Below are 23,377 nucleotides of genomic sequence, written 5' to 3'. Positions count from 1 at the left end.
AGCCGGGATGCTCGAGCTGCGCGACATCACTCGCCGCTTGTGGTCTCGGGGCCGTCGCTCTCGGCGGTGAGAACCCCTTGACAAGCTCACACACCGAGATTATGGCGGATGGCTGAAGGCGCCCAAGGCATCAATGCCGATCTTGCACCCGTAGCCGCGAGGGCTTGCACCTTCTTCTCGGTTCGTCCGCATCCGAGACGATTGCAAGCTGGTCTGTGGAAGACGTCATTCGTCACGTTGACGGCGGGTCAGCGTCGCCGCTGTATCCGCTCGTTGGTCACGCATTCCGACCAGCGGCCGGCGCAACGTGGCCGCGCCAACGATCCCGGGCGTCACCCATCGTTGTTCCCGGGCCTGACCTTTTGCCCGAAAGTACCGGGGATGACGATCCATCGGGCACGAATTCTGCAGAGATTTGCATTCTCGAAACGTATGCCGGGAACGGTGTGCGGCGGGTGGCGCGCAATTGAACCGCGTGTGCAAATGGGCAAGTCTGCCCGGGTAAAGCGTGCAAATATTCGCAGGGTGTTTGACTTTCTCGACGGCACTGTGATCGCGGACCTCCTGAAAGAGATTGAGGTTTCGATTACCGGCTAGTCCAATCGGGTGAATGTTTGATTCGGTACAAGTCCTGCGTAACGCCGCTCTTGTGCGCGCGAAATGCTCGGCTGTACTCTTCCAGCTATCGCCGAAGTCGAGTCGCAAGGCTTCACTTCGAAAAGCCCTTGAAGTGCCACCGCTGGGAGAACAGCGCCTAGAGTTGACTTGGGCCGACGAGCTGTCGCGAGTTGAGCTCTCGGGTCTACTGCGTCGTGACCCGGTTAATTTTATTTAAACATAGCACGACGAGAGGTGATCTGCTTGTCGAACACAGTTGTCTCCCGGCACAGCTTGGACGAGCGCATCGCTTTGATCAAGTTGTTGCTCGACGGGACCGAGGAGTCCTACGAGCCGCTGAGGTCCGATCTCGCGGAATCGGAGGTGCAGGGCAATATCGAGAACTTCGTGGGCGCGGTCCCCATTCCGCTCGGGCTGTGCGGTCCGGTGGACATCCGAGGCGGCGAGGCACGGGGGACTTTCGCCGTCCCCATGGCCACTCTCGAGGGGACCTTGCTCGCGTCCTACTCCCGCGGCGCGAAGGTGATGAATCTGTCGGGCGGCTGCGAGACCATGGTGTATGAAGACTACTTCTTGCGCGCCACCCAGTTGACCACGAATTCCCTCGACGAGTCGGCGCGACTGATAGAGTGGTGCCGCGACCATGAAGAGGCTATTCGGGAAATAGCGAATCGCAGCAGTGGTCACCTGAACGTCACCGCTGTCTCGTACGACTGCGCGGGAACCTCCGTGATCTTGTCGCTCCAGTTCACCACCGGTGACGCGATGGGGAGCAACATGGGCAGCAAGGCCGTCAGCCTGGTGTCCGACTACGTCAAGCGGAACAGCGGCCTCGTGCGCGAAGAATTCGTGCCGTATCCGGAGGACAAGAAGAACATCCCCGCGCGTCAAAAAGGGAAGAAGGTCATCGCTCGCACCGTCCTGAAGGAGGACGTGGTGCGCCGAATGACCCGAGTCGGGCTGGATCAGCTGGCGAGCTACATCCGGAATTACAAGAACGTCCTGGCCCTACACGGGAGCCCGTCGCTGAACATCCATGCCGTCAACGGCATGGCCGCGTTGTTCCAGGCGTTCGGGCAGGACATGGCTTATCTCGGCGAATGCTCGCAAGGCGTGGTGGACTGCCAGTTCTTACGTTCTGGTGACCTGGAGGTGTCGATCACCCTGCCCACTCTCATTGTGGGAACCGTCGGTGGCGGAACCGGGCTGCCCGCCTTCCGGGCAACGTTGTCCATGGTGGGCTGCTACGGCGCCGGGAAGGCCCGGAAACTAGCGGAGATCATGGCTGCGGTGATGCTCGGCGGGGAGATCGGTTGCGCAGCCGCGCAGTGCAGCAACGAGTTCGTGGCGGCACACGAATCCTTGGGAAAGAACCGGCCGAGCGATCCGGCGGCCCCCCTCGTTCGGCCAAGGCTCCCGCTGGAGGACACCGAAAACGTTGGGAGCATGTCGTGACGCTCCTCACCCACGACAGCTGCCCGCCAGGCGCAGTGCGTGAGCCGTTGGACGTGCCGCGCAGCGATCCCCGTTCGCTGCTGCCGGAACGCGAACCGTTGCGTGTCCTGGGAACCCCCGCAGCCGCCGAGTACGACGTCGACTTGCTCCGCGCCTTGTTCCAGGAGGTTTTCACCGGCCGTCGCTACAACCTGCAGGCGACCGCGCTAGCCAAGCAGGGCAGACTCGCCGTCTACCCGGCGACCACCGGACAAGAAGCATGTGAAGTTGCGGCCGCCGCGGTGTTGTCGACACAGGATTGGCTTTTTCCCACCTACCGGGACACGCTTGCCGCCATCGTGCGCGGTGTGGACCCGGTTGAGGCGTTGACGGTGATGCGCGGCGACTGGCACCACGGCTACGACCCGTACGAGCACCGGGTCGCGCCGTTGAGCACCCCGCTCGCCACGCAACTCCCGCACGCTGTCGGCTTCGCCCGCGCTGCGCGGCTGAAGGGTGAAGACACAGTCGTTCTCGCCATGGTGGGTGATGGCGGTACGAGCGAGGGCGACTTCCACGAGGCGGTGAACTTCGCTGCCGTGTGGAAGGCTCCGGTAGTTTTCCTCGTTCAGAACAACGGATTCGCCATCTCGGTTCCGCTGGCCAAGCAAACCGCCGCGCTGTCACTCGCCGACAAGGCGGTCGGCTTCGGTGTGCCGGGACGTCTGGTCGACGGCAACGACGTGCTGGCCGTTCACCAGGTCCTCGATGAGGCGGTGTCGCGGGCTCGAGACGGCGGAGGCCCCACCCTCGTGGAGGCGGTCACCTACCGTCTCGATCCGCACACGAACTCTGATGACGACAGCCGCTATCGCGACCTTTCGGAGGTCGAGCAGTGGCGGCGGCGTGATCCAGTTCTCGTCCTGGAGCGGTCCTTGCGCGGAATGGGGGTGCTCGACGATGACGCCGTCGAGCAGGCAGCCCGGTCGGCTGAAGAATTCGCAGCGAACCTGCGGAAGCGCTACGACCACGCGCCGAGCCCGGACCCCATGACGCTGTTCTCCCACGTCTACGCAGAGAAAACACCGCAACTGCGTGAGCAGGAAGCGATGTTGCGCGCCGAGCTGCGCGCCGAGGCGCAGGCCGAAGGGAACGAACAGCAATGACGAACGGCGCGACCACTGTCACATTCTCGGCGCCGGCCGGAGCGAGTCCGGGGCAGCGTTCGACGACGATGGCTCAAGCGCTCAACGCCGCCCTGCGAGACGCTCTGCGCGACGACCCTACAGTCCACATCATGGGCGAGGATGTGGGCGCTCTCGGCGGGGTTTTCCGGATCACTGACGGATTGGCCGCCGAATTCGGCAGTGACCGGTGTGCGGACACGCCCCTCGCGGAGGCGGGCATCTTGGGAACGGCAGTGGGCATGGCGATGAACGGGCTGCGCCCGGTCGTTGAAATGCAGTTCGATTCCTTCGCCTACCCGGCTTTCGAGCAACTGGTCAGCCACGTTGCGCGCATGCGGAACCGGACGCAGGGCCGCATGACGCTGCCGCTGACCATCCGCATTCCCTACGGGGGCGGGATCGGCGCGGTTGAGCACCACAGCGATTCCTCCGAGGCTTACTACATGCACACACCCGGGTTGCACTTGGTCTGCCCGGCTACCCACGCCGACGCCTACGGTCTTCTACGGCAGTCGATAGCCTCTGATGATCCGGTGGTCTTCTTGGAACCCAAGCGGCTGTACTGGTCGAAAGACCAATGGTCGTCGGATTCTTCCGAACAGGTGGATCCTGCCGGTGTCGCGGCAGTGCGTCGCCGTGGGACTTCGGCGACGCTGATCACCTACGGCCCGAGCCTGCCCTTGTGCATGGCGGCGGCCGAGGCGGCAGTTGAGGAGGGATGGCAGCTCGAAGTCGTCGACTTGCGATCCTTGGTGCCTTTCGACGACGAGACGGTTTGCGCCGCGGTGCGGCGAACGGGACGCGCGGTCGTGGTGCACGAGTCGGCGGGCTTCGCGGGTGCGGGTGCGGAGATCGCGGCGCGGATCACCGAACGCTGTTTCCACCACCTGGAGGCGCCCATCCTCCGTGTCGCAGGGTTGGACATCCCGTACCCGCCGCCGATGCTGGAGGGCCGTCACCTTCCGTCGGTGGACCGGATTCTCGATGCAGTGGCCCGCCTCCAATGGGAGACGGATATCCGAGGGGGAGAGGTGCATGTCGCAGGTCTTTGAATTCCTGCTTCCCGACATCGGTGAGGGCCTCACTGAGGCGGAAATCGTTCGCTGGCTGGTGGATGTCGGCGATCGCGTGCGCGCGGACCAGCCGGTGGTCGAGGTGGAGACGGCGAAAGCCACGGTCGAGCTGCCGTGCCCGTATCAAGGAACGGTCGACAGTCGTGTCGGAGACGTGGGTGACGTCCTCCCCGTGGGCAGCGTCCTGGTGACCGTTGCGGTCGCCGCGACCGAACTCGAGTGCTCCGACGATTCGGCCAAGGTGCTTGTCGGCTCCGGCGTCAGCAGCGCACCCGTTCGCCGGCGCGGTCGGGTTCGGGCGGGGGCGGTTCCCGTCCCGAGGACCACAAGTCTTTGTGCTCAGCCTGCCCCCAGCCGGGATTCCGGCTCGTCGGCGCTGGTGACCACGCCGGTCGCCGTCGTTTCGCCACTGGTGCGCCGCCTCGCGAGGGACAACGGGCTTGATCTGCGCGCGGTCCAAGGCACCGGCACCGACGGTGTGATCACGCGCGCCGACGTCAAACGGGCCATCACCGCAGCCTCCCAGGTGGATTCCGCCGACCGGCGAGGAGGTGAGCGGGTTCCGATTCGTGGCATGCGCAAGGCGGTTGCCGACAAGCTCTCCCGCAGTCGACGCGAAATTCCGGACGTCACGTGTTGGGTGGATGTCGACGCCACCGAGCTGCTCGCGGCACGGGACGTACTCAACGCAGGCGCTGAGGCGAACCGAATCAGCCTGCTCGCGTTCCTGGCACGCATTTGCGTCGCTGCCGCGTGCCAGTATCCTGAGCTGAATTCCACGGTGGACGTCGAACGTCAAGAGATTGTCCGCTTTTCAGCTGTCAATCTGGGTTTTGCGGCCCAAACCGAGAAGGGCTTGTTCGTGCCCGTGGTGCACGACGCCCACAAGATGACCACTGCCGATTTGTCCGTCGAGATCGCGCGGCTCACCCAGGCCGCCCGTGCCGGGACACTCGCTCTTTCTGAGCTTACCGGTGGAACCATCACGTTGAACAACTACGGCGGCTATGGAGTCGATGGCTCCACGCCGATCATCAACCACCCGGAGGCCGCGATGCTCGGCGTCGGCCGCATCGTGGCCAAGCCCTGGGTGCACGAAGGCGAATTGGCGGTGCGCAAGGTCGTGCAGCTCTCGTTGACGTTCGACCACCGAGTCTGCGATGGCGAGGTCGCATCAGGCTTTCTCCGCCATGTCGCTGACCGGGTAGAACAGCCGCTCAAGCTCCTATGAGTCCACGGAGGAGGAATGATCAGGTCTCTCATCTCCATGCCAGGGGAGACCGTTGACGGCGGTTTTGACGTGTTACAGCTTCGTCGGCGCATTGACGACATCGACCAGAGCATCATCGATTTGATCCGTACTTGCAAGGAAATATCCCGGCAGGTGCAGCGCACTCCCACCGACGTGGGCGGGCCGCGGGGCGAACCCGTCCGGGAGGCCGATATCACCAACAACTACCACGTCCCGTTCGGCGACGCCGGTAGTGCGCTCGCTGCCGCACTGTTGCGGATCTGCCGGGGCTGACACGCACCTCTACCGTGGCTGAAGGTTGAAATGAACAGATCGCATGCCCTGCTCGATCCGCCCGCCCTGCTCGACCCGGCTGCAGCACAACAACCAGATTGGCCGGATCCGTGTGCACTGCGGGACGTGGTGGGTGAACTCGCCGCACAGCCGCAACTCGTCTCGCCCCGAGAGTGTGATCGGCTATTGGCGAGACTCGCGTCGGTGGCCGCCGGCGAGGCATTCCTCCTCCAAGGAGGGGATTGCGCGGAGACCTTCGAGGGTGCCACTCCGGAGACCATCGAGGGGAAGGTGCGCATACTCCACCAGATGGCGGAGATCCTCGCGGCCAATATGAATTTGCCCGTGGTGACCGTTGGCCGCATCGCGGGGCAGTACGGAAAACCCCGGTCCTCGGCAACGGAAACCAGGGACGGGACGGTGCTGCCGAGTTACCGGGGTGACGCCGTGAACGGGACGGACTTCACAGCCGAGGCCCGGACACCGGACCCGAGGAGACTCCTACAGGCATACCGGACAGCTGCTGACACCTCGGTGCGGCTCCGGGAGCTGACCGGTAACGTCGCGCTGGTCCGCGAGGAGTTCTTCACCAGCCACGAGGCGTTGCTGCTTCCATACGAAGTAGGCCTCAGTCGCACCGACTCCCTGACGGATCGGCGGTTCGGCACATCGGGCCACATGCTTTGGATCGGGGAGCGGACCAGGAAACTCGACGGTGCGCACGTGGAGTTCGCCGCTGGGATTTGCAATCCCATCGGCGTGAAGCTTGGCCCGACCGCCGACCCGGCCGACGTATTGACGTTGATCGACAGGCTGGACCCGAACCGCCAACCGGGCCGACTCACCCTGATCACTCGAATGGGAGCAGGGAAGATCCGCGATGTGCTGCCGCCGCTCGTGGAGAAGGTCACGGCGAGCGCGGGCTCGGTGGCGTGGGTGTGCGATCCCATGCATGGAAACACTTTCTCCTCGCCGAACGGCTACAAGACCCGTCGCTTCGATGACGTACTCGACGAGATTGTGGGCTTCTTCGAAGTGCACCGTGCGCTCGGCACCCATCCGGGCGGCCTGCACTTGGAGCTCACCGGTGAGGCTGTCACCGAGTGCGTAGGTGGGAATCCCGCGGTGACCATGGAAAGTCTCAGCCGGTGTTACGAGACGGCGTGCGACCCGCGCCTGAACCGCGACCAAGCACTCGAGCTCGCCGTCGCGGTGGGCTATCTGGCGAGGGCCGCGGAGGGGACGGCCGTCTCCTGATTTCTGTCACTGGAGTCGCGCAAGCAGAACAGGGTGGTCTTCGGTGACGGAAGAGATATTGTCCGAAAGTCGTAAGAACGACCGAAAAGCGACCGTTGCGATCACGATCACGGTGCTGCTGTGGGCCTCGGCTTTTGTGGGAATTCGTTACTCGGGAGAGGATTTCACACCGGGTTCGCTGGCGCTGGGGCGGCTGCTGGTCGGCTTGCTCGCACTGGGCGTGGTCCTGATGGTGCGCGGTGAAGGACTGCCACCGCGGGCGGCGTGGCCGGGCATCATCGGCGCGGGCGTCTTCTGGTTCGCGCTGTACACCGTGGCCCTGAACTGGGGTGAGCGATACACCGACGCCGGAACAGCGGCGTTGATCGTGGGAACGGGTCCGATCCTGGTGGCGCTGCTGGGCGGCTGGCTGCTCAAGGAGGGCTTTCCAACCCGGCTGCTGATCGGCCTCGCGGTTGCGTTCGTCGGGACCGCGGTAGTGGGGCTGTCCAACGGAAACGGACACGCTACGACGCAGGGCGCCCTGCTCTGCCTGGTGGCGGCGGCCGGGAACGCAATCGGGGTCGTGGCGCAGAAACCTGCGCTGAAGCATGCTTCTGCGCTGCAAGTTACGGCATTTTCTTGCGCCGTCGGCGTCCTGGCGTGCCTGCCCTTCGCGGGCTCGCTTACCACCGAACTGAGCACGGCACCGATGAGCTCCACACTCGCAATGGTCTACCTGGGTCTGTTGCCGACCGCGCTGGCGTTCCACACCTGGGCGTACGCGCTGTCCCGGACAACGGCCGGAAAGCTGGGCGCCACCACCTACGTGGTTCCGGTGCTGGTCGTGTTGTTGTCCTGGCTCCTGCTCAGCGAGGTGCCGACGCCGGTCGCGCTAGGGGGCGGCGCGCTGTCGCTGCTCGGTGTCGCGGTGTCCCGGATGAGGCGGAGGCGTGTCGACCCCACTTCCGCTGTCACCGACTGATCGGCTTGAACTGGTCAGCACCGCTGACTCTGTCCGGACCGGCTCGCACATGAGGTCGCTCAGGAGCGCGCGCAAGCTCTCTTCGTCGATGCGCGAATGGGCAAGGTGGCGGGGATGCAGGGTCCTGGATCTTTCTCATGGTTTGGCTTGGGGGCGTATCTGGTCTTTGAATGTCCTGCGGTCTTGTTGGGTGTTGGGCCACGTTGGTGCTCAATTGAGCGCAATTCCGGGGTGGGGCGACAACGGTGTTGAGGAGGGTGCGTTGCCGATGCGGGCTGCCGTCATCAGCTGGCCGGGGGTGATCGGTGTGGGTGAGGCGCCTGATCCGGAACCGGGCTTGGGGCAGGTGGTTGTCCGGGTCCGTGCGTGCGGGGTCTGCGGGCTAGACGTGCTTATCGCCGACGGCGAGCTTGCTTCCGTGCCGTATCCGATCGTGCCGGGGCATGAGTTCAGCGGCGAGATCGTTGCATTGGGGCCAGGCGCGCCGGGGAAGTGGCGGGTCGGGGATCGTGTGACGGTCGATCCGATCCTGCCCTGCGGGCAGTGCGCGGCGTGCTGTTCGGACTACATGATGGAGTGTGAGCAGCGCGGTGCTATCGGTGAGACGGTGAACGGTGCGTTCGCGGAATACGTCGCTGTGCCCGCCGCCAACTGTCACCGGATGCCGGACTCGATGACCTGGGCGCAGGCAGCGATGGTCGAACCGGCCTCGCGTGCACTCAGGGCCGTGCGCAGGTTCGGCGTCGTCGCTGGGCAGCGTGCACTGGTCGTGGGAGCGAACGCGACTGGGCTGCTGTTGCTGCAGGTGCAGCGACTCAGCGGTGTCAAGGTAACCCTCGTTGACCGCGACCCGGGGCTGCTGGATCTCGCGATGGACCTCGGCGCGTTTGCGGTTGCCACGGACATCGCCCAGGCCGGCGGTGAGAAGTTCGATGTTGCGATCGACTGCACCGGTGATCCGGAGGCGATGGAGGGTGCGTTCGACGCGATACACACCGATGGCCGGCTGCTCGTGTTCGGGACGCCCCACGCGAGCGGGCGCATCCAGTTGTCGCGAGTTCCGCTCTACGATCCGCAAGCCGAGCTGAATCGCTCGATGGCCGTGCTCAACAGCTTCGGCGTCGCGCTCGAACTGATCGCATCAGGATCGATCCGAACCGATCCGTTGCTGACTCACGCCTTGCCGCTGGCGAGCTTCGACGAGGCTTTGAAACTGACCCGCAGCGGCGCCGAGTTGAAGGTCCAGGTGCTGCCGGACTTCGAGGCGCTCGATCCCGAGCGGTCCATCGACTTCGGCAGGCGTGGTCAGTAATCCAACGTTCTCGTGACCGTGATCGTCGGCACCGGCCGAGCCGTCCGAGCTGAGCAACCCCTTCGGAACCAGATCCAGTCCCAGCAAGACATGGAGGAAACGGCATGGCAGAAGTCGCCTACGTGGAGGCATCGCGGGTCTACGGCGGTGCTTCGCAGGTGCGCGCCGTCGATCGGCTCGATCTTTCGATCTCCGATGGTGAATTCCTGGTCCTGGTCGGTCCGTCAGGATCGGGCAAGTCCACCGCCTTGCGCATGGTGGCCGGCCTGGAAGAAGTCGACGAAGGAGAGATCCGCATCGGCCACCGGGCGGTGAGCAACCTCCCGCCGAAGGACCGCGACATCGCGATGGTCTTCCAGTCCTACGCCCTGTACCCGCACATGACTGTCGCGGAGAACATGGGTTTCGCGCTGAAGCTTCGACGCATGCCCGGATCCAAGATCAAGGAGAAGGTCGCCGAAGCCGCGGCGATGCTGGATCTCACCAAGTACCTGGACCGCAAGCCCAAGGCGCTCTCCGGTGGGCAGCGGCAGCGGGTCGCCATGGGCCGTGCGATCGTGCGGGAGCCGAGCGTATTCCTGATGGACGAGCCGCTGTCCAATTTGGATGCCAAGCTTCGGGTGGAGACGCGGGCGAACATCGCGTCGCTGCAACAGCGCCTGGGGACGACGACGATCTACGTGACGCACGATCAGGTCGAGGCGATGACGATGGGGGACCGGGTGGCGGTGCTCGCCGACGGTGTGCTGCAGCAGTGCGCCAGCCCTCGGGAGTTGTACGAGGCTCCAGCGAACTCGTTCGTCGCGGGTTTCATCGGCTCGCCCGCAATGAACCTGCTGGACCTGCCGTTGGACGCGGCCGGTGTCGTGATCGGCGGACTGACCATCGCGTTGCCCCGGGAGGTGCTTTCGGATGCCTCCGCCAAGCAGTTGGCGGAGGTGACCTTCGGGGTGCGGCCGGAGTCGTTGCGGCTGGTCGGGGCGGACGAGGAGGGTTTTGAACTCATCGTGCGACTGGTTGAAGAGCTGGGCTCGGACGCCTATGTGCACTGCGTTGTCGCTGGGTCGGAGCAGCGCATTGTCGTCCGCGTGGATGGCCGGACCCCGCCCTACATCGGTGAGCGGATCCGGGTCGCAGTGCGCGATACCGCCGAGGTCCACGTGTTCGACCCGAACACGACGCAGCGGTTGAGCGGCTGAACGGCGATCGCAGCAGGTGTGGCCGCTGGTCGGGCGCGGTAGTACCGCCTCGTTCGTCTTCCAGGCCCTCCTACGTCCACTTTGGCGGGACGGCCCCAGCAACGACACCACGCCCCGCGCGGAACCGGGCAAGGCCGAATGAGCCAGACAGCCTGGCAACCAGGGCGGTCTGTGGCCTGACATGACCACCCAGGGATAAGGCTCGACAACAGCGCGATCCCATGTTGACGAGCGGTCATGCAGGACCGGTACGGGTCTCGCGACTCGAACCTGGTGTCCTCCAGCGGGCACTCGATCGATCCGCGCCATTGAGTGCACAAAAGGGCAGGCATGCGCTGCTCGGTCTCAATTTTACGGCAGCATGGCCGTGGTGGCACACGCCACCACGACTGGTATACCAGTGCGGAGATCGCGCGCCCCAGAACCCAGGGCGTGAGCAAAGTTGAGCTGGGGGCTGTGTCGGGTCGCTGACCAGGCGGGACGCAAGACGAGGGCGCGGCCTTGATGGGAGATCATCAGGTTGCTGAAGCCTTGATGTTCTACCCGAAAGCCGCGCCCTCGTGTCCTCATCTTCCCCGATCCCGGCTGCACTGAACCAACCCACGCTCGCCTGCGAGTGCCGATCTGCCGGCCCGGCTACTCGCCGAACTCGGGGCGTGTTCCTGGGCCGGCACCCCGTCTGGCTGGCCTTCGGCCGGGTACTGGGACGAGCTCGACCAGGCTTTCTCCGGCTGGACGGCCCGGGATAGCGAGCCGGCCACCTGCGGCCGCCGTCGATGGCAAGACGATGCGGGCGGCGACCACCGGGCAGACCGACATGCCGCAAATCCAGGTGGTGGCCGCGATGAACTCCCGCGGCGACGTGTTGGGCCAGACCGCGGTGGATGCCGGTGACGAGAACGCCGCCGCTCGTGATCTGATCACGCGGCTGGGGCGAAAAGCCTTGGAGGGCACGGTGATCACCGCTGACGCCAAGCACACCAGCACCGCCTTCATCACCGAGGCCGACAACGCCGGGGCGTTCTGGCTGTTGCCGGTCAAAGGCAACAGACCCGCTACGCGCCAGCGGCTGAAAACCCTGGCAGAGTTTGTGCTCTTCCAAGCGAATGTTGACGTGGATGCCGTCTACCCACAGGTACATGTGGTCCACTCCGGACAGATCACGTTCGGTGAAGGCGCGCTGCTCGGCCTTCCACTGCTCGGTCAGCTTCGTGATCATCGCAGCGCTTCGGTCAACATCCGCCGGGCGCCCTCACGGACGTTCTCATCGATCAACGACGGCGAGCCGGGCGCCGGACGGTCGTTATCACCGGACTCGGACTCGGGTACTACGGTGAGCATCGGCGTCCTTCCCGACCGACGCAGCAACGTCGGCCTGCTTGGAGAACCAGCCCTCGATCACGGGAAGGTACGCCCCTTCCCGGCCGATCCACAGGTCTCGAGCATTGCTCCACGGCGTCGCCGGCGGGGGGTTACCAGGCAGAGTGCACTAGTCGAAAGGTCAGTTCTGGTTGCCGGATCGGCTACCGCGTCGATATTCAGGCATGGTTGGTCCGTAAACATCGGATCGAGGAGGAGTTCGTTGGCGACGATCGATCTGCCTGAGGATGTTGAGCACGTGCTGCGGCAGCTGGAGTCTGAGATGGCGGATACTCGCGAGTACATCCTGCGGTGCCGTGCGTCAGGGGACGACCAGGCGGCTCAACTCCACGTCATCTGGATCGACCTCCTGCTGGACGAGTGGAACCGTTGCCGGTTGGTCGCGCAAGAGTCCTGACCAGGGCTCTCTCGAATAGAGGCGACATAGAGAATTCGTGAAGACGGGCTTCGCACACTGAGATCACATCATCACTCAACGTGTGGGAGTCCCGATGGACCGAGTGCGAGTGGCCGTGCAGGCAGCAGACCCCATCACCCTGGCCGGCCTCACCAGCTGCCTGACGTCACGGCCGGAGCTGGTCATAGAGCCGAACCACGCTGAGGCCGACGTGATCGTATTCGTCGCGGATCGGGTCAATACCCAGGTCCTGGCCGGCCTGCGGCAGTCGGCGCAAGAGGTCTCCGTGCCCAGAGTGCTGGTGACCAACGAGCTCAACCCCGCCGACGTGCTCAGCGTGGTCGAATCCCATGTGGTGGCTGTGCTGCCGCGAACGGCCGCGACCGGGACGAGGCTGATCAACAGCGTCGTCGCCGCGGCCAACGGCGGGGGCATGATGCCGCCCGATCTGCTGGGCGAGTTGCTCAAGAAGATCGACCACCTGCGCCGGGAAGTGCTGACGCCCCGCGGATTGAACTCTTCCGGGCTGACCACCCGGGAGGTCGACGTCCTGCGGTTGATGGCCGATGGAATGGACACCGCGGAGATCGCGCAGAAGCTGTGCTATTCCGAGCGGACCGTCAAGAATGTCATCTACGGCGTGACCGGTCGGCTCAACCTGCGCAACCGGCCACACGCGGTGGCTTTTGCGATGCGAGCCGGGGTGATCTGACCGCGCACGGCACGGGGCGGCATTGCGCGACCTGCTGCTGGACGTCGACCCAGGCGACTATCTGTGCTGGTCTTGACGCTGGCGCCGTTGCGGGAGTTCGGGCTGCCACCAACAGCAGCGACAGCTGACTTGTGGCCGCGCACAGCCGGTGCCGGACCAGCGCAATGGCTTCATCGGCCCACTGCAGGTCGTCGATGACCAGGATCAGCGGCGAGGTCACGCACACCTCGTCGACGAGGTCGCCGCCGCTCGCCGGGCGGGTCCCGGGGCAGTGCGCACGAGCGCGAAGGTGTCGCGGTGAAGTTATGAACCCGCGGCGGTCATGCTGCTTGTCGATTAGTAGTCGACGCTGAGGAGTGCGCGCATGACGGTCAACGATCATCGGACGGTTCTCCTCACCACGGTCTTCAACCTGGCTGGTGCACCGCTGGCGGCGTAGTGGACGCCGTCGGGTTTGCGTCGGCTGTGGCGTGGGTCTCGTCAGAGTCTGTTGTGGGTTGACTTGGGGGCAGAGGGGGTTGGCTGAAAGGTCAGTTCTCGTCGTGGTGGTCGCTGTGGGTGCGGGTTTCGGGGATGGTTGGTTGCGGGAGTGGAGGTGTTGTCGTCTGGTGGTGCAAGGGTTTTGGGCGGGTTGGTGGGGTCTTTAGATGGTGTAGAGAGTTTGTGAAGATGGGTTTTGCACACTGGGGTCACAACATCACGGAGCGTGTTATCACGGAGCGTGTGGGAGATCCTGATGGACCGAGTGCGAGTGGCCGTGCAGGCAGCAGACCCGATCACCCTGGCCGGCCTGGTGAGTTGTCTGAAGTCGTGGTCGGAGTTGTTCGTGGTGCCGAGTCCGGCCGAAGCCGATGTGGTCGTGTTCGCCGCGGACCGTGTGAGTGCCCAGGTGCTGGCTGATCTGCGCGTGTCGGCACAGCAGGTGTCGGTGCCTCGTGTGCTGGTGGCCAACGAACTCGATCCGTCCGATGTCCTGCGTGCGGTGGAGGCCCGTGTGGTGGCGGTGCTGCCGCGAATCGCCGCGACCGGGACGAGGCTGATCAACAGCGTGGTGGCCGCGGCCAGGGGTGGTGCTGTGATGCCGCCGGATCTGCTGGGTGAGTTGCTCAAGCAGGTCGATCATCTGCAGCGTGAAGTGCTGACGCCGCGGGGTTTGAACGCGTCCGGGCTGACCAGCCGTGAGGTTGATGTGCTGCGGTTGATGGCCGATGGGTTGGACACCGTGGAGATCGCGGAGAAGCTGTGCTATTCGGAGCGGACGGTGAAGAACGTCATCTACGGGGTGACCAATCGCCTGAACCTGCGTAACCGGCCGCACGCGGTGGCTTTTGCGATGAGAGCCGGAGCGATCTGATGGGTGTGAGGATCAGGGAAACGGCCGGTTGCGTCCCTGCCGCGGCAGGCCGCGAAAACCGCGAGCGCCGCAACGCCATGGCGCAGAAGAACTCGAGGTCCATTAGGGACACCCTTGCGGCGAGAACGACTCGCCGTGTGCTGCCCTGCAGTGACGAGCAAGGCCGTGACCGCGAACTCACACTCGCATTCACCGGCCGCCGGCTGGTGCTGACCACACCGGACGGCACCGCTGCGGTCCTCACTCCCTTGCAGAGCGAACGGTTGCGGTCCGCGGTCCGCGATCTGCTGCTGGATGTCGACCCGAGCGATTACGCGTGATCGGCCTGCAGACTCTCCGGTCCGCGCCTGCGGACCTCGTCGACGATGGCGACCCGGGAATGCGCGTTGAGCTTCCCCAGGATGCGGGCAACGTGACTTTGCACCACGCGTCTCGGCAGGCCCAGTTCGGCCGCGATGTCCGGGTTGGAGCGGCCTTCGGCCACGAGAATCGCGATCCGGACCTCATCGCGGGACAGCGCCTCCCAGCCTTCGGCGGGATGGACGACCGAGATGTCCGGACTCGGGCGGATCCCGAACCCGCGGAGTCGTGACTCGGCGCGGCGGATGTCCCAGCGGGCGGACAGTCCGGCGAAGTGCTGGATCGCCTCGTCGAGTGCGCACTGCGCGTCCTTGAGCAGATTCCGTTGCGCCAGCAGCAAAGCAGCATCCTCCAAAGCCGCGGCCAGTTCGACCACGCGCCCCACTTCCCGGTAGTGCCGCCCCGCCGCCATGACCGGTTCGGGGTCACCAGCGATGAGTCCCTCGCATCGGGCCGCTGCCGCGAATGCCCGGGCCGGCCGGGTTTCCTTGGCGGCTTCGTCCCGGCACACGGCCAACGCCTGGTTCGCCAGATCGAGGTCGCCGAGTTCGACCGCCAACCGGACCATGATCGGCAACCACTGGTGGCGCAGCATCAGCGGGGCGAACCCGGGATTCAAGATCGGGTCCATAATCGACAGTGACTTCTCCGGCTCGCCGCGTTGTTCGGCTGCCAACGCCCGGGCGATCAGCAAGAAGTCAACATTCTCGCGCTCCGCGCCGCTGGATGGCGCGTACTCCTCGGCGGCGTCCAGATGGCGGGCGGCTGTCTTGCCGTCTTCCCGCTGCCCGGCGATCAACGCGCTGACGCCATGCGAAAGCAGCGCCGCAGGGCCGGGCTCGCGCAACCCGTAGAAGGAGATCGCGGGGCCGTCCTCGGTCAAGGTCTGCAACTGGAGCATGGCGTCGTCCCAGCGGCCTACCCAGAAGTAGTGGACCGCCTCGGCAACTTGGAGGCCGCTGGACGGAAGGTGCTGGGCCGCGATCTGGCGGGCCTCGAGCATCGTCGTTTCCGCCTCGTCGAGGCGATCCAGGTTCTGCAGCGTGAACGTGCGGTTGTCGAGCAGGTCGAAGCGGAACTCGGAGAATTCGGGATCATTCCCGACCACTTCGAGCGCCTTGTCGACGTGTTCGAGCGCGCGTACGTGATCCCGCTGCACCGTCTCGACCAGCCACATGGTCTGCAATGCGTGCGCGATGGGGTAGGGCTCACCGGTGGTCACTGCCTGCGCGTAGGCCTTGTCGGCGCTTTTCTGAGTGGCATCGAGATCGCTGAGGTCGCCGCGCTGGAAGTTCGCTGCCAGCGATCTGTGTCTACTGCGCCAGATCTCCGGTACTGCTGGATCGTCGGCCGCGTTGCCCAGCGTGTCGAGAGCAGCGGCCAACTCGCCCTTGCGGTACAGCGTCGCGACCAGCAGTTGTCGCATCTCCGCCGACCGGTACGGGTCGGTGGCGATCGCGAGGGCCTGGCGTGCTTTGTTTTCCGTGTCGCGTCCCGCCCGGAACAGTACCTTCACGAGCGCGGCGAGCAGCACTTCCCGGTTGGGGTCACCGACCGGGCAGGTTTCCAGCGCGCGTGCGAAAAGGTCGATGGCGATCAGCGGGGCACGGTTGGACACCGCGACGTGATGCTCCGTCAGCCATTCCAGTACCCAGCGGTCGTTGGCGGTCGACGCTGCGAGAAGATGCTCGGCGACCTGCTCCACCCGTGCGCCGACCTGGGCCAGTTTTTCCGCCGCCTGCCGGTGCAGTGCGCCCCGGGCGGCCTTCGGGATTCCGTCGTAGAGCGCCTGGCGCAGCAACGGGTGGCGGAATGCCATCTGGACTTCGGCATCGACCAGAACGTCGGCGGAGACGGCCTCTTCGAAGGCGTCCAGCAGCTCGAACGCTTGTCTACCCATGGCGGCGGCGACTTCGGTGCAGGAGAACTCCAAGCCGAGCAGCGCGCCCCAGCGAAGCACTTCCCGGGTTGGCGAGGAGAGGAACTCCAGTCGTTTGCCGATCGCGGCGACCAAAGACCGAGGGGCCTGCGAGATCGACGAGGCGGGAACGTCTGCGGTGCCATTGGTGATCGATACTGTCTCAGAGCGGAGCAGTGTGCCGGTGATTTCCTGCACATACAGCGGGTTGCCCGCCGCGCGCCCTGCAATTTCCCGCAGCACTGGCCCTGGTTTGGCCCCGACGATCTCGCGAAGCAGCTGGATGGTCTCCAGCTCGGTCAGCGGTTCGAGGAGGAAAACTTCACCGTCGCGCGACTCGACGGCGCGGCGCAGCTGCCGCAGCTCGACCCTGTCGGGTGCCGGGCGTGTTGCAGCCACGAGCAGCAACGGCAACTGGCGCGTTGCCGCGCAAAGCCGGTGCCACACCAGCACGCTGGCTTCGTCCGCCCACTGCAGGTCGTCGATGACCAGGATCAGCGGCGAGATGGCACACAGCTCGTCGACGAGTTCCAGCAGCTGATCCACCGGCTCCGTGGAGCGCTCACCGTGCAGGGTGGCGGCCAGCTTCGCCCGTCGCGGGTCGGGTGCTTTCGTATCGATGCCAAGGCATTCCGCCATGACCTGCAGCGGGAACCGCTGACTCAGTTCGTCGGCGACCGCCCAGGCGAGTTGGCAGCCGAGACGGCCGGCATCGGCGAGGGCGACCGTGAGCAGCTCCGACTTGCCGATACCGGGTTCGCCCTCGATCCACACCGAACGGCCGCGGCCGGCCAGCACTTCCGCGACCAGTTCCTGCAGGCGCGTGCTTTCAGCCAGGCGTCCGACGTAACGCCTCTTGTCGCTTTGCTGCAGTGCCCGGTTGACGTAGGCGGGAACGATCGAGAGCGGCGTGGCGTGGCGAACCAGCGATTTCCGCACCGGTGTCGGGTCCAAGTCAGGATCGTTGGCCAGGATCTGTTCATGCACTCGACTCAGCTCAGGCCCGGGTTCGATGCCGAGCTCTTCGACCAACGCCCGGCGGGCCTCGCGGAAGACCTCTAACGCCTCCGCGGGTCTGCCACTGCGGTACAAGGCGGTCATCAGCAGCGCGCGCAGGGACTCACGCAACGGGAATTCGCGGACCAGACCGGCAAGTTCGGCCGCCAACTCGACGTGGCTGCCGTGCGCGAGCATCGCTGTCGAGCGGTGTTCGATGGTCATGATGCGCAACTCCGCGAGTCGTTCGCGCTGCAGCTGGGCGAACGGTCCCGGAATACCGGCGAGAGCCTCCCCTTGCCACAAGCCCAATGCGGCGTCCAGGGACTCGACCGCGCCCTCGTGGTCACCGGAGGCGAGCTGCTGCCGCCCCTGCTCGCGCAACCGGTCGAACACCTTGACGTCCAGGTTCTCGGCCGGCAGCCGAAGCGTGTAACCGGCGGAATGCGAGATCAGGACGCCGTCGTTGGACCGGCGGGAGCGCTGCGGTTCCAGGCTGCGGCGCAGTCCCGAAATGTAGGTGTAGACGCTGCCTTCGGCGCTGGCCGGCGGGCGATCCCCCCAAAGGGCGTTGATGATTTCGTGCCGGGGCACGACGTGGTTGGCCTGCAGCGCCAGCACCGCGAACACGGCTCGTTGGCGTGGCGGACCAAGTGAGATCTCGTCCTGTCCAAGCCAAACACGCAACGGTCCAAGCAACGCGACCTGAAGCGGTCCGTTCGCGCTCGCGGGCATCGCCACCCCTATTTCCACAGTCGCAAAAGATAGCGCCTCTCTCCGCAATGGTGCACCTTCGTGTACCGAATTGTGCCCGAGGCGGCTCATTGCCCGAAGGATTGCCTGTTTGTACACGCGTCAGGGGTTACCATCGGGTTCCGTTTTCCGGTACTGGATCGTCTCGATCGATCAATCGGTCAAAACGGATCTTCTTCGGGGCGACGGCTGGGCTCAGGCCTCCCGTTGGCCTGGTTGAGCGCCTGCCGAACGGAGCAGTCCAGGTGCCCGCCGGAGTCTGAAGATGTCGTGAAGAAGAAGTGAATCCAGGTTGGCCATGCTGCATTTCGAGTGGGAGTCAAGCTTGAAGGAGCGCAGCATGATGGCCAAGAACCACCGGACGATCATCCGCTTCGCCACGGTCTTCAGCCTGGCTGCCCTGCCAGGGGTGAGCGCACCGGTTCGGGTGGAACTGCGGTACGAAACCCGCGACCCGTACGCGGTGGCCGTGATCTTCAACGCGGGGCAGAGTCACCAGGTTCGCTGGGAGGTTGCCCGTGACCTACTCGCCGACGGGCTGGTCGCCGACAGCGGGGAAGGTGACATGCGCATCGGCCCTTGTCCGGGCAAGCCCGAACTCCTCTTGATCACGTTGCGCTCGCCATCGGGACAGGCCACCTTCGAAACGCCGGCTGAGAAGCTGGCACAATTCTTGAACGACACCTATGACATCGTCGAACCCGGCGACGAACACCGGTGGATGAGTGTCGACGAGGCGTTGAACCGGCTGCTCCCAAACGACCTGTAACCGACCGGTATTCACACTCGCGCCGTGCGGTGTCGGCAAGGACCGACGCCGCACGGCGCATTCGTGGTGCGTACCGCAGAGTGATTCGCGCACTTGTCGAGGGGACAGGAATTCCTGCCCCCTCGCATGGAGATTCATTTGTGCTTGGTGGCACCGTACATCGTGCACGGTTGGCCGGATCAAGCCAGGCCGAGAAAACGGGGGGCTTTGATCGTGACCGTCGGGGCATCGGTGACAGCTTGCGACTCCAGGCGGCTGATGTGGGTGAGATCGCCGTTGTAGGTTTCGATGACTGTCCGAAGGATGTTGCGGTCTTCACGCGAAACCATTCGCCGCTTGGCCGCAGCGATGGACGCCAGCGCTTCCGCCGCGGGCAACGCCTTTCCGCCTTCCAGGTAGCCGGCCACCTTGTTCGCCTGCTCGTCGTTCAGGGCCGAGCCCATGTGGAAGAGCACCTGGTCGAGGGCGCTGCTGAAGCTCTGCGGGGATTCGGGGGCGATGACGCCCGGGTCCATGACAGACATGTCGTTCTCCCTTGCGTGCGTCAGGGGCAGATACTCCGTGGCGCGCGATTACGAATTTGTGCGTCGACAGCGAACGGCCGGGCGACGCGCCGCCTGGACCGGAGGGTGGCGGAGCATGTCGTTCCCGAAATGGTCGATCCCTGTGCCCGCAGTGCAAAGCTACCGGCCCCGGCCTAGCACTGGCCACGACTTGAGTTGTGCGTTGCCCGCACGACTCACCAAGATTGCACTCGTCCCCAGTGCCGGGCCGAGTTCCGCGGGCGCACGGGGTACTGCCCTGCGATGGCGTACGTTGGCGGGTTTCCATTGGCTGGTGGGGATGCTGGGACGGTGTTGAGACGTTGTGGAGTCGCGTGCCGCCGGCGGCGTGCTTCCCCAGGAGTTGATCGGCGGGTTGCTCCGCCAGGTTGATTGTCTGCAAGCGGAAGTTCTCGCCCCGCATGGTCTCAACGCTGCCGGGCTGACAACTCGCTAGGTCGACATCGTTCGGTTGCTAGCCGAGGGCTGGGATTCTGCCGACATTGCCGCCGTGCTCTGCTACTCAGAGCGAACCGTGAAGAACGTCATCTACGGGATGGCCGGCTGGCTGAAGTTGCGCAACCGGCAGCATGCCGTGGCCTACGCGGTGCGCGCCAGTGCGTTCGCGGTCGCTTGGGCGGAACAGAAATCGTGCGCGCGGTTGATCGCCGCGCATCCCAGCTGTGCGATCGGCCGGTTGCCAGGTATCCGGACACGGAATCCAGTAAGTTGATCATCCACGCCGTCATGGACGGCCCGTGCCGAGCGGGTGCGCAACAGCGAGAAGCTGCTGATCGCTCGGAGCTCAGGTATCAGCGGTGCCATGACGCCGACTTCTGGTCACGCACCCCACCCGAACACGGACACGGCTCGAGTCAAACGGGCAAACCAGCCTGCACTTTTTCCCTCGTTCGCCGAGTTTTGATGTCCTGCTGAGGACCGGAAAATTTAAGCTGCTGACTGCGTTTGTCGACGAGCCTCCGCAACTGGCCAATTGTCGGAAAAGGTGGGGACCGGCTGAGTATTCGGGAGTCCGAAAAGTTCGGTTTCTCTTTAGTTGGTTGAATCGTAGAAAGGTTCTAGTGTGGTCTCGAGTTCGATTCCTTACGGGCAGGTTCTCTTCACGCACGGCCATGCCGCGGAGGCGGAACGGTTGACTGCGTTGGCGGCGGCGTTTGACTCTGACACCATCCACCGGCTCGGGAGGCTTGGTATCCAGCCCGACTGGAACTGTTTGGAGATCGGAGCTGGCGTCGGTACAGTTGCAAACTGGCTGGCGGCCCAATGTCCTCGCGGCCGTGTCGTTGCCACCGATCTCGACACCAGCCTGATTCCAGACGAAGGGCGTCCCCCAAATTTGGAGATTATGGCGCATGATGTGACTGTCGATGATTTCCCCGAGGGCGCCTTCGATCTGATTTGTTCCAGGTTTGTGTTCGAGCACATCGCCGACCGTGACGCGGTGCTCGCCAAGGTGGTCCGCTCGCTGGCCCCAGGTGGCTGGCTCCTCCTGGAGGACACCGGACCGTTCCCGTTCGACTCATCGCCGAATGCGTTGTACCGCAAGGTCAGTAAGGCGGTGCTGTCGATCGCCACCAAGCGAATGGGAAGCGACTACGAATGGTCGCGAGCGTTCCCGGCCCAGTTGCGCGCGAACGGGCTGGTCAACACTGGTGTCCATGCCTCGAGCCACGGTGTTGGAGCCACCCCGATGGGCCGTGCGTGGCGGCTGACTGCCGAGCACATCGCGGCCGACCTGAATACATACTTCGGGATCACCGCAGCCGAGCTCGCGGCGTTTGCCGACCAGGTCGAGAGCTCCTCGTTCGATGACCTGTGCATCGCGAGCGTCGCAGCCTGGGGGCAGCGACCTCTAGCGACAGATCTGCCCAACCCGCGATTCCCTGCGTGAGGGAGACCCGCATGTCGACCCAGCTGATATCTGATCACGGAGGCACTGCGGCCGCGTGAGTATCAGGTCGGTGCCGAATCAGTTCTCGCGGAACCATCCACCACGTTCTTATCTCGTCACATCTTGAGAGCAGGCAAATGGACCTTGAACTGAAGGATCGAGTGATACTCATCACTGGGGCATCCGTCGGCATCGGACGGGCAACTGCCGAGCTGCTCGCAGCGGAAGGAGCCACCGTAGTTGGCGTGAGCCGCAATCTGGGGCCTAGCGACCCAGATCGACAGATCGATCACGTCATCGCCGATGTGACCGATCCGCAAGCAGGTGATCGCATCGTCGAGACAGTGCTGGAACGCCACGGCCGCCTCGATGGGCTGGTCAACAACGCAGGTGGGTTGGATCTCCGAAGCGGCTTCCTCGACATCACCGAGGAACAATGGCTCGACATGTTCGACTTGAACTTCCATGCCGCGCGGCGCATGAGCAAAGCCGCACTACCGGCACTCCTCGCAACTGGCGACAGTGCGATCGTCAATATCTCCAGCTCTTCTGCCCATTTAGGGACAATGCTGAATCCCGACTACGCGGCGGCCAAGCTGGCGCTGTTGTCCCTGTCAAAAACCTTGGCTGCCGAGTTCACCGGCAATGGAGTCAGATCAAACGTGGTCACTCCTGGACTGACCAGGACGGCAATCTATGACCGCCCCGGCGGTTTCGGGGAGCAAGTGGCGAAGCTCCGCGGGATCGAATTTGCTGGCATCGTCGACTACATGGCCACTTCAGTTCGCCCGCAACTGACGAAACGAGTCAGTGAACCCGAGGACGTCGCTCGCGTGATTGCCTACCTTGTCTCCCCATTGGCAAGCCAAGTTACAGGCGCGGAATGGGTAATTGATTCCGGCGTACTCATGCAGATCTGAGCAGGCGACAAGGTCGTTACAACCCCACCACGGTGTGGGTCACCAACGCATTACCCTGTGCTGAGCTTGAAACCTGGAAACAGACTGCCGCTGCGCGACCGAATCGCGCAGCGGCAGTCTGATTCGTCAGCGTGATTTACCGGCAGGGCAGGACTTGGCGGATTTCACCGAGCGGAGATCTTCGGGCCGGTCTCAGGATTGGTTGAGACTATTGGTCAGATCTGCGGCATCGACGCCCATGCGTGGGCCGAGGAACCGTACGTGATGACGTTCCCGCCTCGGCTCGGACGGAACTTGCCGCTCTGGACCCAGAACGTGGACGGGCTGTGGATGCCGTAAACGTTGATCGACTCGACGGCGGTACTGGACCCAAAGCCAGTGAACTTCTGGCACTGGCCACGGTGCACGATTTTCGTGGTCATACCGCCTCGCGCAGGAAACTCCACGTAGGACGCGTAGTCGCCCCGCGAGCACACGGTAAGCTGACCGGTGGCGGCTGAGGCGGGCGTCGTGGCAGCCAGCATGGTGGCCGATGCTAGGACACCGACAGCGATGGCGGAAGAACTTGCTCGCTTGAGGGTGTTCGCGAAGGACATATTTTCTCCGTTTCAGGTGTCTCTGCGCCGAATCACTATTGCTGCGGTCGCATGGAAATTGCGTTGTGAAGCTATGCCGGAGAGACTCGGCTCTGCAACAGGGTGCGAACAGATCTGCCCGTGCGGGCATGAACATATTCCCTTGCGAATCCGCCGTCAGGCATTCTCGAGGGCGCGCTGCACGGTCCGTGATCACCTT

General features: G+C 64.4%; 19 protein-coding genes and 3 pseudogenes. 18 read left to right on the top strand and 4 right to left on the bottom strand.

Features of this window, described 5'->3' with window-relative positions:
• Window positions 1–108: 108 nt before the first annotated feature.
• From AB0H93_RS14925 to AB0H93_RS14875, 11 genes and pseudogenes are all read left to right on the top strand, one after another.
• A complete protein-coding gene (locus AB0H93_RS14925; protein WP_358572473.1) occupies window positions 109–597 on the top strand; it encodes a hypothetical protein in 489 nt (162 codons plus the stop codon).
• Window positions 598–861: 264 nt separating this feature from the next.
• Window positions 862–2,073: a hypothetical protein gene (locus AB0H93_RS14920; RefSeq protein ID WP_358572471.1), complete on the top strand. Its 1,212-nt coding sequence runs from the start codon at window positions 862–864 to the stop codon at window positions 2,071–2,073.
• Window positions 2,070–3,218, top strand: coding sequence for a thiamine pyrophosphate-dependent enzyme (locus AB0H93_RS14915; protein WP_358572469.1), 1,149 nt, complete (start codon window positions 2,070–2,072; stop codon window positions 3,216–3,218). Before AB0H93_RS14920 ends, AB0H93_RS14915 begins: the two co-directional genes overlap by 4 nt.
• A 68-nt stretch (window positions 3,219–3,286) precedes the next feature.
• Window positions 3,287–4,291 carry an alpha-ketoacid dehydrogenase subunit beta gene (locus AB0H93_RS14910; protein ID WP_235884195.1) on the top strand — a complete coding sequence of 335 codons (1,005 nt, stop codon included), beginning with the start codon at window positions 3,287–3,289 and terminating at the stop codon, window positions 4,289–4,291.
• Window positions 4,275–5,543, top strand: coding sequence for a dihydrolipoamide acetyltransferase family protein (locus tag AB0H93_RS14905; RefSeq protein WP_132494347.1), 1,269 nt, complete (start codon window positions 4,275–4,277; stop codon window positions 5,541–5,543). The genes AB0H93_RS14910 and AB0H93_RS14905 overlap by 17 nt, the downstream gene beginning before the upstream one ends.
• A 15-nt stretch (window positions 5,544–5,558) precedes the next feature.
• Window positions 5,559–5,837, top strand: coding sequence for a hypothetical protein (locus tag AB0H93_RS14900; protein ID WP_358572466.1), 279 nt, complete (start codon window positions 5,559–5,561; stop codon window positions 5,835–5,837).
• Between the two features lie 30 nt (window positions 5,838–5,867).
• Window positions 5,868–7,094, top strand: a complete 1,227-nt coding sequence (locus AB0H93_RS14895; RefSeq protein WP_358572464.1) for a 3-deoxy-7-phosphoheptulonate synthase class II — start codon at window positions 5,868–5,870, stop codon at window positions 7,092–7,094.
• Window positions 7,095–7,137: 43 nt separating this feature from the next.
• Window positions 7,138–8,058 carry a DMT family transporter gene (locus AB0H93_RS14890; RefSeq protein WP_358572462.1) on the top strand — a complete coding sequence of 307 codons (921 nt, stop codon included), beginning with the start codon at window positions 7,138–7,140 and terminating at the stop codon, window positions 8,056–8,058.
• 268 nt (window positions 8,059–8,326) lie between these two features.
• On the top strand, window positions 8,327–9,370 hold the full coding sequence (locus AB0H93_RS14885) for an alcohol dehydrogenase catalytic domain-containing protein (RefSeq protein ID WP_358572509.1): 1,044 nt from the start codon (window positions 8,327–8,329) through the stop codon (window positions 9,368–9,370).
• A gap of 104 nt (window positions 9,371–9,474) precedes the next feature.
• Window positions 9,475–10,569 (top strand): sn-glycerol-3-phosphate ABC transporter ATP-binding protein UgpC, encoded by a 1,095-nt coding sequence (ugpC, locus tag AB0H93_RS14880; protein WP_358572460.1) that lies wholly within the window; start codon window positions 9,475–9,477, stop codon window positions 10,567–10,569.
• 616 nt (window positions 10,570–11,185) lie between these two features.
• Window positions 11,186–11,611: pseudogene (locus tag AB0H93_RS14875) on the top strand (transposase); the annotation flags it as partial.
• 39 nt (window positions 11,612–11,650) lie between these two features.
• Here AB0H93_RS14875 and AB0H93_RS14870 read toward each other — a convergent pair.
• Window positions 11,651–11,797 (bottom strand): annotated as a pseudogene (locus tag AB0H93_RS14870) (IS256 family transposase); the annotation flags it as partial.
• Window positions 11,798–12,440: 643 nt separating this feature from the next.
• Here AB0H93_RS14870 and AB0H93_RS14865 point away from each other — a divergent pair.
• The 3 genes from AB0H93_RS14865 to AB0H93_RS14855 all read left to right on the top strand — a co-directional run bounded on the left by AB0H93_RS14865 (window position 12,441) and on the right by AB0H93_RS14855 (window position 14,732).
• Window positions 12,441–13,058 carry a response regulator transcription factor gene (locus AB0H93_RS14865; RefSeq protein WP_358572458.1) on the top strand — a complete coding sequence of 206 codons (618 nt, stop codon included), beginning with the start codon at window positions 12,441–12,443 and terminating at the stop codon, window positions 13,056–13,058.
• A 736-nt stretch (window positions 13,059–13,794) separates the two neighbouring features.
• Window positions 13,795–14,412: a response regulator transcription factor gene (locus tag AB0H93_RS14860; protein WP_358572507.1), complete on the top strand. Its 618-nt coding sequence runs from the start codon at window positions 13,795–13,797 to the stop codon at window positions 14,410–14,412.
• Window positions 14,412–14,732 carry a hypothetical protein gene (locus AB0H93_RS14855; RefSeq protein ID WP_358572456.1) on the top strand — a complete coding sequence of 107 codons (321 nt, stop codon included), beginning with the start codon at window positions 14,412–14,414 and terminating at the stop codon, window positions 14,730–14,732. Before AB0H93_RS14860 ends, AB0H93_RS14855 begins: the two co-directional genes overlap by 1 nt.
• Here the strand turns inward: AB0H93_RS14855 and AB0H93_RS14850 are convergent.
• On the bottom strand, window positions 14,723–18,421 hold the full coding sequence (locus tag AB0H93_RS14850; RefSeq protein ID WP_358572505.1) for a BTAD domain-containing putative transcriptional regulator: 3,699 nt from the start codon (window positions 18,419–18,421) through the stop codon (window positions 14,723–14,725). The two genes, AB0H93_RS14855 and AB0H93_RS14850, sit on opposite strands and share 10 nt — an antisense overlap.
• A gap of 358 nt (window positions 18,422–18,779) precedes the next feature.
• On the opposite strand from AB0H93_RS14850, the gene AB0H93_RS14845 reads away from it, so the two are divergent.
• Window positions 18,780–19,208 carry an SsgA family sporulation/cell division regulator gene (locus AB0H93_RS14845; RefSeq protein WP_358572454.1) on the top strand — a complete coding sequence of 143 codons (429 nt, stop codon included), beginning with the start codon at window positions 18,780–18,782 and terminating at the stop codon, window positions 19,206–19,208.
• A 179-nt stretch (window positions 19,209–19,387) separates the two neighbouring features.
• Here AB0H93_RS14845 and AB0H93_RS14840 read toward each other — a convergent pair whose 3' ends face one another.
• Complete coding sequence (locus tag AB0H93_RS14840) at window positions 19,388–19,732, bottom strand: hypothetical protein (protein WP_358572452.1); 345 nt, start codon at window positions 19,730–19,732, stop codon at window positions 19,388–19,390.
• Window positions 19,733–20,093: 361 nt separating this feature from the next.
• Between AB0H93_RS14840 and AB0H93_RS14835 the strand changes: the two are divergent.
• The 3 genes and pseudogenes from AB0H93_RS14835 to AB0H93_RS14825 form a co-directional block, all read left to right on the top strand.
• Window positions 20,094–20,366 (top strand): annotated as a pseudogene (locus tag AB0H93_RS14835) (helix-turn-helix transcriptional regulator); the annotation flags it as partial.
• Between the two features lie 468 nt (window positions 20,367–20,834).
• On the top strand, window positions 20,835–21,662 hold the full coding sequence (locus tag AB0H93_RS14830; protein ID WP_358572450.1) for a methyltransferase domain-containing protein: 828 nt from the start codon (window positions 20,835–20,837) through the stop codon (window positions 21,660–21,662).
• A 137-nt stretch (window positions 21,663–21,799) separates the two neighbouring features.
• Complete coding sequence (locus AB0H93_RS14825) at window positions 21,800–22,582, top strand: SDR family oxidoreductase (RefSeq protein ID WP_358572448.1); 783 nt, start codon at window positions 21,800–21,802, stop codon at window positions 22,580–22,582.
• A gap of 215 nt (window positions 22,583–22,797) precedes the next feature.
• Here the strand turns inward: AB0H93_RS14825 and AB0H93_RS14820 are convergent, their stop codons facing one another.
• The gene (locus tag AB0H93_RS14820; RefSeq protein ID WP_358572446.1) at window positions 22,798–23,178 is read right to left on the bottom strand and encodes a hypothetical protein; all 381 of its coding nucleotides are present in this window, start codon (window positions 23,176–23,178) and stop codon (window positions 22,798–22,800) included.
• Window positions 23,179–23,377 lie beyond the last annotated feature (199 nt).

Origin of the sequence: Saccharopolyspora sp. NPDC050642, from assembly GCF_040654735.1 — a bacterium.
GTDB classification, from domain to species: Bacteria; Actinomycetota; Actinomycetes; order Mycobacteriales; family Pseudonocardiaceae; genus Saccharopolyspora; species Saccharopolyspora elongata.
Note: the sequence above shows the minus strand (reverse complement) of the source record. Positions and strands in the feature narration are given on the sequence as shown.